Genomic DNA, 17,283 nt, shown 5'->3' on the forward strand with positions numbered 1-17,283 from the left:
CGACACCACGGGCGCCGTCCCGCCGGCAGGCGGCCAGACCGCAGCATCGGTCGCCAAGATCGATATCCCGACCGACATCGGCCCGGTGGCGCTGCGCGACGCGGCCGCGGGCGGCGATGTCAAGGCGCTGTTCGAGATCGGCTCCCCCCCCCCCGGAGCGCGGCGTCAAGGAAGACATGGCGGCGGCGGCCAAATGGTACGAGAAATCCGCCGAACTGGGCTTCGCGCCGGCCGAATACCGCATCGGCAATTTCTACGAGAAGGGCATCGGCGTCGCGCGCGACGTCAAGAAGGCCAAGACCTACTACCAGCTCGCGGCGGAACAGGGCAACGCCAGCGCCATGCACAATCTGGCGGTGCTGTTCGCCATGGCGGCGGACGGGGTGACCGACAATGAATCGGCGGCGCACTGGTTCCAGGAGGCGGCCGATCTCGGCGTGAAGGACAGCCAGTTCAATCTCGGCATTCTTTCGGCCAAGGGCGTCGGCATGAAGCAGAACCTGGAGGAATCCTACAAATGGTTCGCCCTCGTCGCCAAGACCGGCGACAAGGACGCCGCGGCCAAGCGCGACGAGATCGCCAATGCGCTCAGGCCCGAGCAGCTCGAGCGCGCCCGCGCCGCCACGGAACTGTGGAAGCCAAAGCCGCTCAACGCGACCGCCAACTCAGCCGACATTCCGGAATCCTGGCAGGACAGCACGCCCCAGACCACCGCCAGCATCGACATGAAGAAGGCGGTGAAGAACATCCAGCTGATCCTCAACAAGAACGGCTATGACGCCGGCGGCGCCGACGGTGTGATGGGCGACAAGACCAAGAACGCCATCATGGCCTTCCAGACCGACAACAAGATGAAGCCGACCGGCGAGATCGACGCGCCGCTCGTCAAGGCACTGCTGGCGCGCAAATAACGGCAGGCGCGTCGCTTCCGCGACGGCTTGCCACAGATTTGCCTGTTAACTGATTGAGATGGTTTTTGTTTCGGCGCGGCGGCGGGGTTTGACCCCCGTCGCCGCGTCGGCGCAAGAAAAAATTGGCTTTTCGGTGCGAAACTGCTGGGGACGGCGGCATTCGCCGATTGGCAAACTGATCGAGACAGACGGGTGGGCATCTATCTCCCGATCGCGGAAATTTCCGTCAACGTCTTCGTGCTGCTGGCGATGGGCGCGGCGGTGGGCTTCCTGTCGGGCATGTTCGGGGTCGGCGGCGGCTTCCTGATCACGCCGCTCTTGATCTTCTACAACATCCCGCCGGCAATCGCGGTGGCCACCGGGGCCAACCAGGTGATTGCCTCCTCCTTCTCCGGCGCGCTGTCGCACTTCAAGCGCGGCACGCTCGACTTCAAGCTGGGCGGCGTGCTTCTGGCCGGCGGCATCGTCGGCTCGACCGCCGGCATCTATGTCTTTGCGCTGCTGCGCCGGCTCGGCCAGTTGGACCTGTTCATCTCGCTGCTCTACGTCGCGCTGCTCGGCACCGTCGGCGGGCTGATGCTGGTCGAGAGCGTCAACGCGCTGCGCGCCAGCCGCAGCGGCGCGGCACCGGTGCTGAAGAAATCCGGCCAGCACAACTGGATCCATCGGCTGCCGTTCAAGATGCGCTTCCGCGCCTCGAAGCTGTTCGTCAGCGTCATCCCGGTGCTCGGCCTCGGCGCTGCCATCGGCTTCCTATCCTCGATCATGGGCGTCGGCGGCGGCTTCATCATGGTGCCGGCCCTGATCTACCTGCTCAAGGTGCCGACCAATGTCGTCATCGGCACCTCGCTGTTCCAGATCATCTTCACGTCGGCCTACACCACGCTGGTGCATGCCACGACCAACCAGACCGTCGACGTGATCCTTGCCTTCCTGCTGATGGCCGGCGGTGTCGCCGGCGCGCAATACGGCGCCAAGGCCGGCCAGAGGCTGCGCGGCGAGCAGTTGCGGGCCCTGCTTGCGCTGCTGGTGCTCGCCGTCGCCATCCGCCTGGCCATCGACCTTTTTGTCACCCCGCCCAATCGCTATTCGCTCGCGGGCCTGACCTGATGGCGGGATTGAGAGCGCTCGCAGCCGCCTCCTTCCTGTCGCTTGCTGCCGCTGCACTGCCGGCGGCGGCACAGACGCCGGCGGCCGAAAGCATCCAGATCGGCCTGTCGACCGACGCCATTTCGATCACTGCCGGTTTTTCCGGCGCTGACCTCACCATTTTCGGCTCGTTGGAAAATCCCGATCCGCTGATTGCGCGCCAGGGACGCTACGATGTCATCGTCGTGCTGGAGGGTCCCGCTCGCCCCGTCGTCGTGCGCCGCAAGGACAGGGTGCTCGGCGTCTGGGTCAATCTGGAATCGGAAACGTTCGAGAACGTGCCGGTGTCCTATTCGGTGGCGACGACCCGCCCGCTGCAGGACATCACCGAGCCGAACAGCTACAAGCAACTGTCGCTCGGCGCTTCCAACCTCTACATGCAACCGGCCGAGCCCAGCGACAGCCTGGCGACGATCGAGGAATTCACCTCGGCACTCCGCTCGCGCAAGGCGGCGACCGGCCTCTACAGCGAGAATGTCGGCGGCGTGCAGTTCCTGTCGCAGAACCTTTTCCGCGCCACCGTCCGGCTCGCGCCCAACATCCCGGTCGGCACGCACAAGGCGCGTGCCTTCCTGTTCAAGAGCGGCATGTTCGTGAAGGAAAGCTCGGCCCAGCTCGAGATCCGCAAGTCCGGTTTCGAACAGTCGATCTTCCGCGTCGCGCACGACTATTCCTTCCTCTACGGCGTCTTCGCCGTGTCGCTCGCCATGCTCACCGGCTGGCTTGGACGCATCGTCTTCCGCAAGGATTGATTTTTTCCCGGAACGAGGGTTTCCCTTTTCCCGGTTTTGCGATAAATCGCCGCCTCCCAGTTCAGGGGCAAGCACACACATTCATTTCGGCAGAGCGGTCCGGCCATCCGGATGACGGCGCGTTTTCCGACGCCGGCGATCCGCTGCCGCAAAGCAATGACAGGAGGCTGCGATGCAATCGGCATTCGGCGGCATCGATTTCGGCACGTCCAATTCCACGGTGGGCGTGATCCGCAACGGCCGCGCTCGACTGGTGGCGTTGGAGGGCGAGCAGCCCACTTTGCCAAGCGCCGTCTTCTTCAACTTCGAGGACGGCCATACCTATTTCGGCCGTCGTGCGATCGCCGACTACACCGACAGCGTCGAGGGTCGGCTGATGCGCTCGCTGAAAAGCGTGCTCGGCAGCTCGCTCGCCAACGAGAAGACGCGCATCAAGGCGCGCCTGATCGGCTTTACCGACATCATCGGGTTCTTCATCAGCCATCTGAAGAAGCGGCTGGAAGAGGATGCCGGCGGCCCGGTCGAACGCGTCGTGCTTGGCCGTCCCGTGCAGTTCGTCGACGATGATGCCGAAGCCGACGCGAAGGCGCAAAGCGAGCTCGAAAGGGCGGCGCGCGCGCAAGGCTTCAAGCAAATCGCCTTCCAGTTCGAGCCGATCGCGGCGGCGCTCGATTACGAACAGAATGTCGCCCGGGAAGAGCTGGCGCTGATCGTCGACATGGGCGGCGGCACCTCCGACTTCTCGGTCGTGCGCGTGTCGCCGGAGCGCGCCCGCTCGGATGACCGCAAGTGCGACGTCCTCGCCAATCGCGGCATCCATATCGGCGGCACGGATTTCGACCGGCTGCTCAGCATCGCCCATGTCATGCCCGAGCTCGGCTATCTGACGCCGACCAAGGACGGCAAGCGCAATCTGCCGGCGAGCTATTTCGTCGACCTCGCGACCTGGCAGCGCATCAACCTCGTCTACACCGCCAAGGCGATGTCGGACCTTAAGCAGATCCGCTTCGAGGCCGAGCGCGCCGACCTCGTCGACCGCTTCGTCCACATCGTCGAGCACCGATACGGGCATGCGATGGCCGGCCTGGTCGAACGGGGCAAGATCGCGCTGACCGACCAGTCTTCGGCCGAGGTGAAGGTGCCGCTGCCCGGCGCACGCTTCGCGGCCGAGATCACGCGCACCGGCCTCGAACAGACGATCGGCGCAGACATCGAACGGGTGACCGCGACGGTCAGACAGACGATCGCCGACGCGGGCATCAATGCCGCCGACATCACCGCCGTGTTCCTCACCGGCGGTTCGACCGCGATCCCGCTGGCAAAGCGGCGGATCCTCTCGCTGGTGCCGCAGGCCTCCGTCATCGAGGGCGACATGTTCGGCTCGGTAGGGCTCGGCCTGGCGCTGGATGCGCGGCGTAAGTTCGCCTGAGGCTTCTGTTATCTAACCTCTGTCCGCCAGCGTCGCATCCGCCTTGCCCGTCAGGTGCGCCTTAAGCGCCATCTGGGCGAGACTCGCCTGCCGGTCACGGTGGGTGATCATGGCGAAATCGCGCTTCGGCAAATCGACCGGCACGGACCTCAGGCTGCCCTCCGCCAGGGAGCGCGCTACGACGAGTTCGGAGATGATGGTGGCGCCGGCGCCGGCCTCCACCGCCTGGCGCACGGCCTCGTTGCTGGGCAGGACCAGGAAAATCTGCAGCTCCGCCGGCGAGACGCCTTCGCTGCGCGCGAAATCCTCCAGCGCCTCGCGCGTGCCAGACCCGCCTTCCCTGATGATCCAGCGCAATGCCCGGATGTCGAGGTTTCCCGCTGGCGTCATCGGAATTTCGGGATGCGAGCGCGCCACCACCAGCATGGGGCGATCCTCGTCGACCGTGGCGCGCCGCAGAATGTCGGACTCGGTGCGCCCTTCGACGAGTCCGAAATCGGCCCGGCCGTCCAGCACATTGGTCTCCACCTGCCTTGTATTGCCGATCGTCACGCTGAGCCGCACCGCCGGATAGGCTTCGTGGAACGAAGCCAGGCGCCGCGGCAGCCAATAGCTAGCGATGGTCTGGCTCGCCGATATCGACAGGCTGCCGGTGACGGTCTGCGAGACATGTTCCAGCACGTCGTGAGCGGCCGCTGCCCGCTCCAGCACCGCCTTGGCCTCGGGCAGGAAGCGATGGCCTGTCTGCGCGAGCTCGATGTTGCGGCCGACACGGTTGAACAGGCGCACGCCATGCTGGCTTTCGAGCGCGCGAATGGCGGCCGAGGCGGCGGATTGCGAGATGCCGAGAAGCTCGGCCGCCTTGGTCATGTGGCCGTGCTCGGCGACGGCGACGAAGATGCGCAACTGATCGAGGGTCATGGCCAACTAAGAAGCAAAATCGATCGGAATTACAAGAGCCGCTTGTTGGACAGATCAATTGCTTTGTTCTAACTTTTTGCCCAGGCTTGGAAAAAATTAGCTGCTCCGCCGCCAAGGTTGGAAATGATCGGGCGCTTCAAATCCCTTTTCGCGCATTGGGGCCGCCGGCTGAGACGGCAGCTGGCCGGCGAGCGCTACCATCCCGAGCTCCACTATATGCGCGGTCCGGGGCCGAAGACGAAAGCCAAGATGGCGGTCAACAAGAGCGTTCGCGGATCATGAGCTCGGCTGAGCCGCGCGGCGCCAATTCCGCACCCTCGCAGCAGCCGCTGGCCGACACGCGCGCGCCGGAGGAAGGCGACGGCGTCGACACCTCGCCAAGCGTTTCCGACCGCATCGCCAAGACCACCTGCTATATGTGCGCCTGCCGCTGCGGTATCGACGTCCACATCAAGGACGGCAAGGTGCGCTACATCAACGGCAACAAGGATCACCCGGTGAACCGCGGCGTGATCTGCGGCAAGGGAAGCGCCGGCATCATGCAGCACTACAGCCCGGCGCGGCTGAGGAAGCCGCTCAAGCGCACCGGTCCGCGCGGCTCGGGCGAGTTCCGCGAGATCGAATGGGAGGAAGCGCTCACCATAGCCAGCGAGCGGCTGTCGGCGATCCGGCGGACCGATCCGAAGAAACTCGCCTTCTTCACAGGGCGTGACCAGTCGCAATCGCTGACCGGCTGGTGGGCGAGCCAGTTCGGCACCCCGAATTTCGCCGCCCATGGCGGCTTCTGCTCGGTCAACATGGCGGCCGGCGGCCTTTACACGATCGGCGGCTCGTTCTGGGAGTTCGGCGAGCCCGACTGGGAGAACACCAAATACTTCATGCTGTTCGGCGTCGCCGAGGACCATGATTCCAACCCGATCAAGATCGGCCTCGGCAAGCTCAAGGCGCGCGGCGCCAAGGTGGTGTCGATCAATCCGTGCCGCACCGGCTACAACGCCATTGCCGACGACTGGATCGGCATCCGGCCCGGCACGGACGGATTGTTCGTGCTCGCCCTCGTCCACGAACTGCTCAAGGCCGGCCGCATCGATCTCGACTATCTGTTGCGCTACACCAACGCGCCGGTGCTTGTCGTGCAGGAGCCCGGGTCCGCCGATGACGGACTGTTCGTGCGCGACGATGCCGGCAACCCGCTGGCTTGGGACAGGGTGGCGAAGGTCCCTGTCAACGCGACCGACCCGGATGCCAAACCAGCATTGACTGGCAACCACGTGGTCAACGGCCGGCGCTGCAAGCCGGTGTTCCAGCTGATCGCCGACCGATACCTGGACGAGAGCTATTCGCCCGATGCAGTCGCCGGCCGCTGCGGCGTCAGCGCCGGGACGATCCGCCGGATCGCGGCGGAGCTGGCGCATGTCGCCTTTGAGCAGGCGATCGAACTGCCCGTCGCCTGGACCGATCCGGCGGGCCGGCGGCACGAGACGATCAAGGGGCGGCCGGTCTCGATGCATGCCATGCGCGGCATCTCGGCCCATTCCAACGGTTTTCACACTTGCCGCGCCATCCACCTGCTGCAGGTTCTGCTCGGAACCATCGACGTTCCCGGCGGCTTCCGCTTCAAGCCGCCCTATCCCCGCTGCGCGCCGCCGGGACCAAAGCCCGCCGGCAAGACTATCCGGCCTATGACGCCGCTGGAAGGCATGCCGCTCGGCTTCGTCTGCGGGCCTGACGACCTGCTCGTCGACGAGGCCGGCCGGCCCACCCGCATCGACAAGGCCTATTCATGGGAAGCGCCGCTAGCCGCGCACGGCCTGATGCACAGCGTCATCCGCAATGCCTGGGCCGGCGATCCTTATCCGATCGACACGCTGATGATGTACATGTCGAACATGGCCTGGAATTCGTCCATGAACACGGTCGAGACCATCGCCATGCTTACCGACAAGGACGAGTCGGGCGCGTACAAGATCCCCTTCATCATCTATTCCGACGCCTACTATTCCGAGACTGTGGCGTTTGCCGACCTGGTGCTGCCCGACACCACCTATCTCGAGCGGCACGACTGCATCAGCCTGCTCGACCGGCCGATCAGCCATGCCGACGGGCCGGGCGACGCCATCCGCCATCCCGTGGTGCAGCCGGATCGGGACGTCAGGCCATTCCAGTCGGTGCTGATCGAGCTCGGCGCGCGGCTCGGCCTGCCCGGCTTCGTCAACGAGGACGGTTCGGCGAAATACCGCGACTATGCCGACTACATCGTCAACCACGAGCGCACGCCGGGCATCGGCCCGCTCGCCGGCTGGCGCGGCAAGAACGGCGAGGCGATCGGCAAGGGCGAGGTCAATCCGGACCAGCTCAAGCGCTACATCGACAATGGCGGCTTCTGGCACCACGATTTTTCCGACGACCAGCGCTACTACAAGATGGGCAACCGCGCCTATCTCGACTTCGCGGTCGAGATGGGCTTCATCCCCAGGGCGGAACGAACCGTCTTCCAGCTCTATTCCGAGCCGATGCAGCGCTTCCGCCTCGCCGCGCGCGGCCACGGAAAAGCGCAGCCACCAGAGGCCGAGCGCGGCCGTATCGAAGCCTATATGGACCCGCTGCCCTTCTGGTACGCGCCCTTCGAGGACGGGACCGTCGATCTCCAAGAATATCCGCTGCATGCGCTGACGCAGCGGCCGATGCACATGTATCATTCCTGGGGTGCGCAGAATGCCTGGCTGAGGCAGATCACCAGCCAGAACCGGCTGTTCGTGCACCGCGAGACGGCCGCCCGGCTCGGCCTTGCCGATGACGACTGGGTGTGGATCGAGAGTGTCAACGGCAAGGTGAAGGGGCAGATCAAGCTGATCGACGGCGTCAACCCGGACACGGTCTGGACCTGGAACGCCATCGGCAAGCGGCGCGGCAGCTGGGGCCTCAAGGATGATGCGGCAGAATCCAACCGCGGCTTCCTGCTCAACCACATCATCGGCGATCAGATTTCGGCCGATGCCAACGGCAAGCGCTATTCGAATTCCGATCCAGTCACCGGCCAGGCGGCGTGGTTCGACGTGCGCGTGCGCATCGTCAAATGCGCGGCGGACGAGGCCGGCTTCAGCGAGCCGCAGTTCGAACGCTTCCGGCAGCCGCCAAATGCCGAACCGTCTCCGGATGTGCTTCGCTTCGGCGCGGAATTCCGCATCAAGAGGGAAGCCGCCGAATGACCTGCCTTCCCGGCCATACCGAGAAAAAGCTCGGCCTCGTCATCGATCTCGACACCTGCGTCGGCTGCCAGGCCTGTGTGACCGCCTGCAAGGAATGGAACACCGGCGGCCACATGGCGCCGCTGACCGACATCGATCCCTATGGCGGGCATGTCGACGGGGTCTGGTTCAACCGCGTGCACGCTTATGAGCACACGACCGAGATGGGCGGCCGCACGGTGAACTTTCCGCGCTCGTGCCTGCATTGCGAGCAGCCGGCCTGCGTCACCGTCTGCCCAACCGGCGCCTCCTACAAGCGCGCCTCGGACGGCATCGTGCTGGTCGACGAGGACAAATGCATCGGCTGCAAGCTCTGCAGCTGGGCCTGCCCCTACGGTGCGCGCGAGTTCGACACCGATGTCGGCGTGATGAAGAAATGCACGCTCTGCGTCGATCGCATCTACAACGACAATCTGGCCGAAGACGACCGCGTGCCGGCCTGCGTCGCCGCTTGCCCGACCAGCGCCAGGCATTTCGGCGATCTCGGCGATCCCGCATCGGCAATCTCGCAACTGGTCACAAACCGCGGCGGCGTCGACCTGATGCCGGAGCTCGGCTACAAGCCGACCAACAAATACCTGCTGCCGCGTGCCCGCACCGAACGCGCGGCCAACGTGGACGCGCCGGCACTTGAGCCGATCAAAGCCGAGGGCGGCTTCCTCGGCTGGATCGACCGCATGCTTTCGAACTGAATTCGCGCAGCCCATGCATCCGGCCTTTTCCGTCCTCTTCTTCACCACCGCCACCGGGGCCGGCTATGGCCTGCTGGCGCTGCTCGGCCTGCTTGGCGGGTTTGGGTTGATTCCAGCCGATTTCTGGCTTGGCCTTGTCGGCATGGCGCTTGCGCTCGGCCTGATCGCGGCGGGCTTGCTCTCCTCGACCGGCCATCTCGGCCGGCCCGAGCGAGCCTGGCGGGCCTTCTCGCAATGGCGCAGCTCCTGGCTGTCGCGCGAAGGCGTGGCGTCGGTCGCGACCTTCATTCCGGCCGGGCTGTTCGGCATCGGCTGGGTGCTGCTTGGCGATAGCGGCGGCTGGGTGGCCGTTGCCGGGCTTCTGGCGGCAGCCGGCGCGGTCACGACGGTCTGCACGACCGGCATGATCTATGCTTCGCTTAAGCCTATCGCGCAGTGGCACAGCCGCTATACTTTGCCGGCTTATCTTATTTTCGCTTGCATGACAGGCAGTGTGTTGCTCAACGCCCTTCTTCAGGGTTTCGCCGTCGGTTCGACGGTGGTTGTGACAGGAGCGACACTTGCCACGCTCGCCGGTTGGGCCTGGAAGCTCGCGACCTGGCGGTACAACGACCGGCTGAAAATCCCGACCACCGCCAACACGGCGACGGGCCTCGCCGGCGGCACGGTGCGGTCGATCGAATGGCCGCACACCGAAGAAAACTACCTACTCAAGGAGATGGGATTCCGCATTGCGCGTAAGCACAGTGCGAAGTTGCGGCGGATCACGCAGGTATTGGCCTTCGCCGTGCCGGCTATCTTGCTTGCTGTCGCCTTCGCCTCACAGTGGCCTTTCGCGGCCATTGCGTCGGCGCTCGCAGCCATTTCCCAACTTATCGGCATGCTGGTCGAGCGCTGGCTGTTCTTCGCCGAGGCGAAGCACACGGTCACACTCTACTATGGTAGATAGGAGCGGCTTCAGCCGGGCCTGAGCATCGAGCCGGATATCGCGAAGATGCGTTCGGCGCCCAGCATATAGGCCATCAGTGTTTCCAGCCGGAACAGGCCGGCATAGGCGCGGTCGAGTACGTTGAGCGAGCCGGTATAGGCGCCGAAGGCTGGCATGATCATGCGGCCGCCGTCGCCGGCGAAGCAGCGCCGCCGCACCGAACGGCCGCGCTGAACGATGCGGGCGCAAGGATGGAGATGGCCGGCGATCTCGCCTTCGACCCGCAGCCTGGAGGGCTCGTGGCGAAACGCCAGCGAGCCGACGGCGAGTTCCCTGACCGTCTCGCCCGGCAGGTCGGCCGGCGCATCGGGATCATGGTTGCCGGCGACCCAGAACCAGTCGCGGCCGGCCATCATCGCCTCCAGCCGTTCGCGGAAGCTCTGATGCATGCGCTCGGCGCCGCCCCCATCATGGAAGGAGTCGCCGAGGCTAACGACGATGCGCGGCTGATAGTCGGCGATCACCGCCTGCAGCCGCAGCAGCGTGGCACCGGTGTCGTAGGGCGGGATCAGCGCGCCGCGCCTGGCGAAGGAAGAGCCTTTTTCGAGATGCAGGTCGGAGACCGCGAGTAGCCGAAGATCGGGGAAATAGAGGATGCCGCGCCGATCGCAGACCGCGCGCTCGCCGGCGATGCCGATCAAATCGGCCTCGGCGATCAACGTTGCGCGCGACAGCGAAAAATTCATGCCCTCTCCGTTTACGCAATTTCCGAATGGAAAACCGCTACATACTTTTCCTGGAATTGCTTCCAGCCCGCCACCCGCGACCCATCGCCTCTTCGACCAGGTCGGCGGCTTCCATCAACAGCGTGTCATTGGCGCCGCCATTGACCGATTCCTTACCGATCTCCAGCATCACCGGCACCGCCAGCGGCGAGATCTGGTCGAGATGTTTATGCATGATTCGACCGCGGACGCGCGAGAGCATCTCGCCAAGTCTGCTGACATCGAGCAATCCGGCCGAGGCATCCGTGCGCGTCGCCTGCAGCAGGATATGGTCCGGCTCGTGGCTGCGCAGCACATCGTAGATCAGGTCGGCCGAGACCGTCACCTGGCGCCCGCTCTTCTCCTGTCCGGGGTAGCGTTTTTCGATCAGTCCGGCGATGACGGCGCAGGTGCGGAAGGTGCGCTTCAGCATCCAGCTGTCGTTCAGCCAGGCTTCCAGATCATCGCCCAGCATATCTTCGTCGAAAAGTGTGGGCAGCGACGGCTTCTTCGCCTTGAACAAAGCCGCCATGTCGTCGAGTGCCCAGACAGCGAGCGAATAGTCGGTGGCGACAAAGCCGAGCGGCCTGGCATGCGCGCGCTCCAGCCGGCGCGTGAGCAGCATGCCGAGCGTCTGGTGCGCCAGCCGGCCTTCGAAGGGATAGGCGACCATGTAGTGGCGGTTGCCGCGCGGAAAGGTCTCGACCAGAAGATCGCCGCGCTTCGGCAGCACCGACTTTTCCTCCTGGACCCGAAGCCAGTCGGCGACCTGTTCGGGCAGGACCTTCCAGCGGTCGCTGTCGGCCAGCATGCCGCGCACCTGTTCGGCGAGATAAGTCGACAGCGGGAACTTGCCGCCGGCATAGGACGGCACGATGATGTTGGCGCCGGCGCCGTTGGAGACGACGCATTCGTTTTCGCGAATGCCTTCGAAGCGCAGCACCTTGCCGGCGAAGAGAAAATTGTCGCCGGGCCGCAGCGTCTCGGCGAAATACTCCTCGATCTTGCCAAGCACAGGCCCGCCGCGGCCGGCCATGCCTCGCCCCTGCCGGACATAGCGGACATTGAGCTCCGGCATTTCGACGATGGTGCCGACATTGAGCCGGTATTGCTGCGCGACGCGCGGATGCGAGACACGCCACAGCCCGTCCTTGTTCCGGCGGATGCGGGCGTAGCGCTCATAGTTCTTCAGCGCGTAGCCGCCTGTCGCGACGAAGTCGATGACGCGATCGAAGGTCTCGCGTTCCAGCGCTGCGTAAGGCGCGGCGCCGCGCACTTCCTCGTACAGAAGGTCGGCATCGAACGGTCCGCCGCAAGCGACGCCCAGCACATGCTGCGAGAGCACATCGAGCGCGCCCTTGATCAAAGGCGGCGTGTCCTGCGCGCCGAGATAGTTGGCGTCGAGCGCGGCGCGGCATTCCAGCACCTCGAAGCGGTTGGCCGGGATCAGGATCGCCTTCGACGGCTCGTCCATGCGGTGGTTGGCGCGGCCGATGCGCTGCGCCAGGCGGCTGGCGCCCTTCGGCGCGCCGACATGCACGACCAGGTCGACATCGCCCCAGTCGATGCCGAGGTCGAGGGTGGAGGTGGCGACGATGGCGCGCAGCGCATTGTCGGCCATCGCCTTCTCGACGCGGCGGCGCTGGCCGACATCGAGCGAGCCGTGATGGAGCGCTATGGGGAGCGAGTCTTCGTTCGCCCGCCACAGCTCCTGGAACAAAAGCTCGGCCTGGCTGCGGGTGTTGACGAAGAGAAGCGTCGTGCGGTGCTCTTTGATCGCCTCGTAGATCTCGGGGATGGCGTAGCGGGCCGAGTGCCCCGACCACGGCACGCGCTCGCGCGAGTCGAGGATGGAGATGTCGGGCTTGGCGCCGCCGGCGACGGTGATCAGCCCGGCCCTGTCGCCTGCAGGATTTTGGCTAACCAGCCAGCGGCGCAATTCGTCCGGCTCAGCGACAGTTGCCGACAGGCCTATGGTTTGCAACTCGGGAACGAACCTCCGCAGCCGCGCCAGGCCAAGCGCCAGAAGATGCCCGCGCTTCGAGGTGACGAGCGAATGCAGCTCGTCGAGCACGACATAGCGCAGGTCCTCGAAGAAGCGCCTCGCGTCGTTTGAGGCGATCAGCAGCGCGAGCTGTTCGGGCGTGGTGAGCAGGATGTCAGGCGGCACCAGCTTCTGCCGCTGGCGCTTGTGCGAAGGCGTGTCGCCGGTGCGCGTTTCGATTGTGACCGGCAGCCCGATCTCGTCGACCGGCCTGCCGAGATTGCGCTCGATATCGACGGCCAGCGCCTTGAGCGGCGAGATGTAGAGCGTGTGGATGCCGCGATGCGCTTCGCCGGGCTTCCGCTTGGGCCGGTGGGCAAGCTCGGTCAAAGACGGTAGGAAGCCGGCTAGGGTCTTGCCGGCGCCGGTCGGCGCGATCAGCAGCACCGATTGTCCGGCTTGCGCCTTGGCCAGCAGCTCGAGCTGATGGATGCGCGGCGACCAGCCTTTTGCAGCGAACCATCTGACGAATGGCTCGGGCAGGAGAACGGCGGCATTCTGTTCGGCAAGGCGCGGCTGCTCTGTCACACGCCAGAGGTAGCGCGATGCCAAGCGCACGCCAAGGAAAATCGGAACAAAAGGGGATCGTTCTTCCCTTCTCTCCTTCTTGTGGGAGAAGGTGGATCGGCGCGCAGCGCCGAGACGGATGAGGGATGTTTCAGCTTGGCGCCGCTTACCACTCACCCGGATTGCCAACCGATTTGCGAAGGGCAAATCGGGGCAATCCGACCTCTCCTACAAGGGAAGAGGTAAAGATGCTATGGCCTCCTAAACCCAGTCGGGCCGCCATAGAGATAGCCGATGCGCTCGACCGCCTCTTTCAGCCCTTCGCGCGAGACCAGCATGGTGTGGCCATTGGCGTGGATCATCTCTTTCGCGTCCGTCATGATCGCGACATGGCCCTTCCAGAAGACGAGATCGCCGCGCCTGAGTCCGGAAAACTCAGGGCCCGGCTCGAGCGGCGTGCCGATCGATGCCCCCTGCATATCGGAATCGCGCAGCACATCCTTGCCCGTCATGCGCATCGCCAGCTGCACGAGGCCGGAACAGTCGATGCCGAAAGCGGAAACGCCACCCCAGAGATAGGGCGTGCCGAGAAAGCTCTCCGCGACCGTGACGTAGTCGTCGGCGAGTTCTCCGATCGGCCGCAGATGGCGGGCAATCACCGCCTGGCCGGAAGGCAGCAGCGCGTAATGCGTGCCGCGCGTTTCGGCGGAGCCCGTCACCGTCACCGTCGAGCCCATCGACAATTGTCCGCCGATCGGAAAGCGCAGATCAGGACCCGGATAGAGGAAGGTGCGCGGCACGGAGACGATGTGGGTAAGCGCGTGTTCACATGCGCCAAGCACGTTATCGGCGACATAGCCGACGTAGCCGTCGCGCTCGGCCTGCACCCAGGCCCAGCCTTCCGCGTCCTCGAAGACGAGCACGTTATCGCCGAACAGCGCCTGCGTGTTGATCCCGGCATCGGGGCGCGGCGCCTTGTGCAGGTCGGCGACGGCGGCGGTTATCCGCGCCGGCCGGCCAGCGACGAAGCGCTCGGCGGCGACCTCTCCTTTCAGCCTGGCGTCGGCGAGATCGGAACGAAAGGCGTGAAGGCGGGCATCCCTGGCAGTCAAATCAGCAATCCAGTCAACTCGGTGATCGGTCAGATGGGCAGTTCATGCGCCCTGGCGACGATACCATCGCCGAAGCGCTCGACAAAGAGCGCGCCTTCGACCGTGCGCCGGATCAGCACGTTGCGCTTGTCGAGCTCGTCGCGGTGGCGCGACACCAGCTTCAGAGCGCCCATCGTGTCGAGCGCGCGGGTGATGACCGGCTTGGTGACATTGAGCCTGGCTGCCAGTCCGCGCACCGTATGCGGCGGCGGGTCGAGGTAGATGGTGAGCAGGATCGCCGTCTGGCGCATGGTGAGGTCGGGCGCGCCCTCGCGCACCTGCGACAGCAACACCTGCTGCCACAGTCGCAAGGCCTGGCTCGGGCGCATCGAGATCGACATCCGCCCAGCATGACGGCAAATTGTTTCGCTTCCGTTTCAGTCTGCGGCCTTTTTTGCCGGCTTTTTGCCAACCTCAACCGAAGCGCTTCGAGATGATCCGTTCCAGCGCGCGAATGCCTTGCGCCTCGCCACCGGTCAGGCCGTACGGACGATCGGACGGATTCCAGGCGAAGATGTCGAAATGCGCCCAGCCGGGCGTCTTCTCGACGAAGCGCTTGAGGAACAGAGCCGCGGTGATCGATCCGGCAAAACCATCCGTGGTGACGTTGTTGACGTCTGCGACCTTCGAGGAAAGCTTCGCATCATAGGGACGCCACAAGGGCATGCGCCACAGCGGGTCCTCGACAGCGAGCGAAGCCGCAGCCAGGTCGGCCGCCAGCGCCTCGTCGCCGGTATAGAAGGGCGGCAGATCGGGGCCGAGCGCGACACGTGCGGCTCCGGTCAGCGTCGCCATGTCGAACAGCAGGGCCGGCCTTTCCTCGTCGGCGAGCGCCAGGGCGTCGGCGAGGATCAGCCGTCCTTCGGCGTCGGTGTTGCCGATCTCGACCGTGATGCCCTTGCGGCTTCTCAGCACATCGCCCGGCCGAAAGGCGTTGCCGGCGATCGAATTTTCGACGGCGGGGATCAGCGCCCGCAACCGCACATTCAGTTTCGCCGCCATAATGATTGAGGCTAGACCCAGCACGTTGGCGGCCCCACCCATGTCCTTCTTCATTAACAGCATGCCGGACGACGGCTTGATGTCGAGACCGCCGGTGTCGAAGCAGACGCCCTTGCCGACCAGCGTCACCTTCGGCGCATCGCTCGGTCCCCATGTCATGTCGATCAACCGCGGCGCGGCGGCCGAGGCGCGGCCGACGGCATGGATCATCGGGAAATTCCGCACCAGGAGATCGTCGCCCTTGACAACGGAGACGTCGGCGCCGTGCGCAGCGGCCAATGTCTGGACGGCCTCGTCCAGCTCATCCGGCCCCATGTCGCTGGTCGGCGTGTTGACGAGGTCACGCGTCAGGAAAACGCCCTCGGCGATGCGGCGTACACGCGCGACGTCGGCGCCCAACGGCAGCGCGAAGCGCAACGCCTTGCCGGGCTTCTTGCCGTAGCGGGTGAAGACGTAGCCGCCGAGGACGAGGGCCAGCGCCGCAAGATCCGGCACTGGCAAATCCTGGGCGAAATGCCATTCGCCCTCGGGCAGCGATCTCGCCAAGGCGCCGATGGCAAGCTGGCTCTCGCCGTCGCCGGTGCCGAACAGCGCGCCGGCGAGAGCGCCACCGTCGCCCGGCAGAACGAGCGTACGGCCCGCATCGCCGGAAAAGCCATTGGCCCGCGCCCAGGCAATGACCGAAGGCGGGAGGATCGAGGCGTCGAGACCGTCCTTTCCCACCAGATAAACTGGCAAGGCGGCTTCCGGTTTCTGGTCAATGATTTCGACAGGCATTCAATGGTCTCCGGCCGACACCGCGAGTCGGCTTTTTAACGATCCGTTAGGGTTAACAGAATATTTCTGTGAGAGGGAAGACGGCCAGTTAATGGCCGCGCAGGAATGGAGACGGCGCGATGCCGATCAAAGCATTGACCTTCACGAGCAAGCGTCTGATCACCACGGCATTCATGGCAGCGCTGGCGGCCAGCGTTGCGGGCTGCGCCAGCACCAGCAAGTTCACGACCGGCTCCATTTCCCGCTCCGATAACAGGCCGCTGGAAACGATGTCGGCCGGCGAACTGCACGGCGCCACGACCAGGCTTGGCGAATCCTACGCCAGGAACCCGAACGACAAACGCATCGCCACGAATTACGCCGCGGCGCTGCAGATGGATGGCGACGCCGACCAGTCGCTGGCGGTGATACGCAAGCTCGCAATCGCCTACCCCAAGGACCGGGACGTGCTCGCCGCCTACGGCAAGGCGCTCGCCGCCAACGGGCAGTTCGAGCAGGCGCTCGATGCGGTGCGCCGCGCGCAGACGCCGGAATATCCGGACTGGCGCCTGGTGTCGGCGGAAGCCGCCATCCTCGACCAGATAGGGCAGCGGGACGAGGCACGTCAGGATTACCGGAAGGCGCTCGAGCTCAAGCCGAACGAACCTTCGATCCTCTCCAATCTCGGCATGTCCTATGTGCTGGAGGGGGATCTGCGCACCGCCGAGACCTATATGCGCTCGGCCGTGCAGCAGCCGAGTGCCGACAGCCGCGTGCGGCAGAACCTGGCGCTGGTCGTCGGCCTGCAGGGCCGCTTCGACGAGGCCGAAAAGATCGCCTCGCAGGAGCTTTCGCCGGAGCAGGCGCAGGCCAATGTCGCCTATCTGCGCCAGATGCTTGCCCAGCAGAATGCCTGGAGCCAGCTCAAGGATCAGGACAAGGACAAGGCGAAGGCCGCGACGAACTGATCGAGCAGGGCGCGGGATCGCGCCGATCGACGACAAAAGGCCGCGCGGCATAAACCGTGCG

At 65.1% G+C, this 17,283-nt stretch carries 13 protein-coding genes and 1 pseudogene; 8 read left to right on the forward strand and 6 right to left on the reverse strand.

Going from position 1 to position 17,283, the window contains the following annotated elements:
• The 4 genes and pseudogenes from DH10_RS20445 to DH10_RS20460 form a co-directional block, all read left to right on the forward strand.
• Window positions 1-911: pseudogene (locus DH10_RS20445) on the forward strand (peptidoglycan-binding protein); the annotation flags it as partial.
• A 192-nt stretch (window positions 912-1,103) separates the two neighbouring features.
• Complete coding sequence (locus DH10_RS20450) at window positions 1,104-2,021, forward strand: sulfite exporter TauE/SafE family protein (RefSeq protein ID WP_095814174.1); 918 nt, start codon at window positions 1,104-1,106, stop codon at window positions 2,019-2,021.
• Window positions 2,021-2,812: a TIGR02186 family protein gene (locus DH10_RS20455; RefSeq protein ID WP_192250173.1), complete on the forward strand. Its 792-nt coding sequence runs from the start codon at window positions 2,021-2,023 to the stop codon at window positions 2,810-2,812. The genes DH10_RS20450 and DH10_RS20455 overlap by 1 nt, the downstream gene beginning before the upstream one ends.
• A 172-nt stretch (window positions 2,813-2,984) precedes the next feature.
• On the forward strand, window positions 2,985-4,241 hold the full coding sequence (locus DH10_RS20460) for an Hsp70 family protein (RefSeq protein ID WP_192385268.1): 1,257 nt from the start codon (window positions 2,985-2,987) through the stop codon (window positions 4,239-4,241).
• A 12-nt stretch (window positions 4,242-4,253) separates the two neighbouring features.
• On the opposite strand, the gene DH10_RS20465 is transcribed toward DH10_RS20460, so the two are convergent.
• Window positions 4,254-5,162 carry a LysR substrate-binding domain-containing protein gene (locus tag DH10_RS20465; protein ID WP_192250345.1) on the reverse strand — a complete coding sequence of 303 codons (909 nt, stop codon included), beginning with the start codon at window positions 5,160-5,162 and terminating at the stop codon, window positions 4,254-4,256.
• Window positions 5,163-5,440: 278 nt separating this feature from the next.
• On the opposite strand from DH10_RS20465, the gene DH10_RS20470 reads away from it, so the two are divergent.
• Genes DH10_RS20470 through DH10_RS20480 form a run of 3 tightly spaced genes read left to right on the forward strand, consistent with a single transcriptional unit; the run spans window position 5,441 to window position 10,051 of the window.
• A complete protein-coding gene (locus DH10_RS20470) occupies window positions 5,441-8,371 on the forward strand; it encodes a molybdopterin oxidoreductase family protein (protein ID WP_192385269.1) in 2,931 nt (976 codons plus the stop codon).
• Complete coding sequence (locus tag DH10_RS20475; RefSeq protein ID WP_192250161.1) at window positions 8,368-9,102, forward strand: 4Fe-4S dicluster domain-containing protein; 735 nt, start codon at window positions 8,368-8,370, stop codon at window positions 9,100-9,102. The genes DH10_RS20470 and DH10_RS20475 overlap by 4 nt, the downstream gene beginning before the upstream one ends.
• 13 nt (window positions 9,103-9,115) lie before the next feature.
• Window positions 9,116-10,051: a dimethyl sulfoxide reductase anchor subunit family protein gene (locus tag DH10_RS20480; RefSeq protein WP_192250158.1), complete on the forward strand. Its 936-nt coding sequence runs from the start codon at window positions 9,116-9,118 to the stop codon at window positions 10,049-10,051.
• Window positions 10,052-10,059: 8 nt separating this feature from the next.
• Here DH10_RS20480 and pdeM read toward each other — a convergent pair whose 3' ends face one another.
• The 5 genes from pdeM to DH10_RS20505 all read right to left on the reverse strand — a co-directional run bounded on the left by pdeM (window position 10,060) and on the right by DH10_RS20505 (window position 16,275).
• Window positions 10,060-10,776 carry a ligase-associated DNA damage response endonuclease PdeM gene (gene pdeM / locus DH10_RS20485; protein ID WP_192250155.1) on the reverse strand — a complete coding sequence of 239 codons (717 nt, stop codon included), beginning with the start codon at window positions 10,774-10,776 and terminating at the stop codon, window positions 10,060-10,062.
• A gap of 37 nt (window positions 10,777-10,813) precedes the next feature.
• Entirely contained in the window at window positions 10,814-13,366 is a 2,553-nt protein-coding gene (locus DH10_RS20490; RefSeq protein ID WP_192250320.1) for a ligase-associated DNA damage response DEXH box helicase, read from the reverse strand.
• Window positions 13,367-13,596: 230 nt separating this feature from the next.
• Window positions 13,597-14,457: a C40 family peptidase gene (locus tag DH10_RS20495; protein ID WP_192250152.1), complete on the reverse strand. Its 861-nt coding sequence runs from the start codon at window positions 14,455-14,457 to the stop codon at window positions 13,597-13,599.
• A 29-nt stretch (window positions 14,458-14,486) separates the two neighbouring features.
• Window positions 14,487-14,837: a MarR family winged helix-turn-helix transcriptional regulator gene (locus tag DH10_RS20500; protein ID WP_192250149.1), complete on the reverse strand. Its 351-nt coding sequence runs from the start codon at window positions 14,835-14,837 to the stop codon at window positions 14,487-14,489.
• Between the two features lie 73 nt (window positions 14,838-14,910).
• A complete protein-coding gene (locus tag DH10_RS20505) occupies window positions 14,911-16,275 on the reverse strand; it encodes a leucyl aminopeptidase family protein (RefSeq protein WP_192250146.1) in 1,365 nt (454 codons plus the stop codon).
• Window positions 16,276-16,394: 119 nt separating this feature from the next.
• Here DH10_RS20505 and DH10_RS20510 point away from each other — a divergent pair, with 119 nt between their 5' ends.
• Window positions 16,395-17,222 (forward strand): tetratricopeptide repeat protein, encoded by an 828-nt coding sequence (locus DH10_RS20510; RefSeq protein ID WP_192250143.1) that lies wholly within the window; start codon window positions 16,395-16,397, stop codon window positions 17,220-17,222.
• The last annotated feature ends 61 nt before the right edge of the window (window positions 17,223-17,283 follow it).

Origin of the sequence: Mesorhizobium silamurunense (assembly GCF_014843825.1) — a bacterium.
Classification (GTDB): domain Bacteria; phylum Pseudomonadota; class Alphaproteobacteria; order Rhizobiales; family Rhizobiaceae; genus Mesorhizobium; species Mesorhizobium silamurunense.

Excerpts from the sequence above, each read along its gene's own strand:
- DH10_RS20455 (WP_192250173.1), top strand. The coding sequence starts at position 2,021 with ATGGCGGGATTGAGAGCGCTCGCAGCCGCCTCCTTCCTGTCGCTTGCT.
- DH10_RS20460 (WP_192385268.1), top strand. The coding sequence starts at position 2,985 with ATGCAATCGGCATTCGGCGGCATCGATTTCGGCACGTCCAATTCCACG.
- DH10_RS20465 (WP_192250345.1), bottom strand. The coding sequence starts at position 5,162 with ATGACCCTCGATCAGTTGCGCATCTTCGTCGCCGTCGCCGAGCACGGC.
- DH10_RS20470 (WP_192385269.1), top strand. The coding sequence starts at position 5,441 with ATGAGCTCGGCTGAGCCGCGCGGCGCCAATTCCGCACCCTCGCAGCAG.
- DH10_RS20475 (WP_192250161.1), top strand. The coding sequence starts at position 8,368 with ATGACCTGCCTTCCCGGCCATACCGAGAAAAAGCTCGGCCTCGTCATC.
- DH10_RS20480 (WP_192250158.1), top strand. The coding sequence starts at position 9,116 with ATGCATCCGGCCTTTTCCGTCCTCTTCTTCACCACCGCCACCGGGGCC.
- pdeM (WP_192250155.1), bottom strand. The coding sequence starts at position 10,776 with ATGAATTTTTCGCTGTCGCGCGCAACGTTGATCGCCGAGGCCGATTTG.
- DH10_RS20500 (WP_192250149.1), bottom strand. The coding sequence starts at position 14,837 with ATGTCGATCTCGATGCGCCCGAGCCAGGCCTTGCGACTGTGGCAGCAG.
- DH10_RS20505 (WP_192250146.1), bottom strand. The coding sequence starts at position 16,275 with ATGCCTGTCGAAATCATTGACCAGAAACCGGAAGCCGCCTTGCCAGTT.
- DH10_RS20510 (WP_192250143.1), top strand. The coding sequence starts at position 16,395 with ATGCCGATCAAAGCATTGACCTTCACGAGCAAGCGTCTGATCACCACG.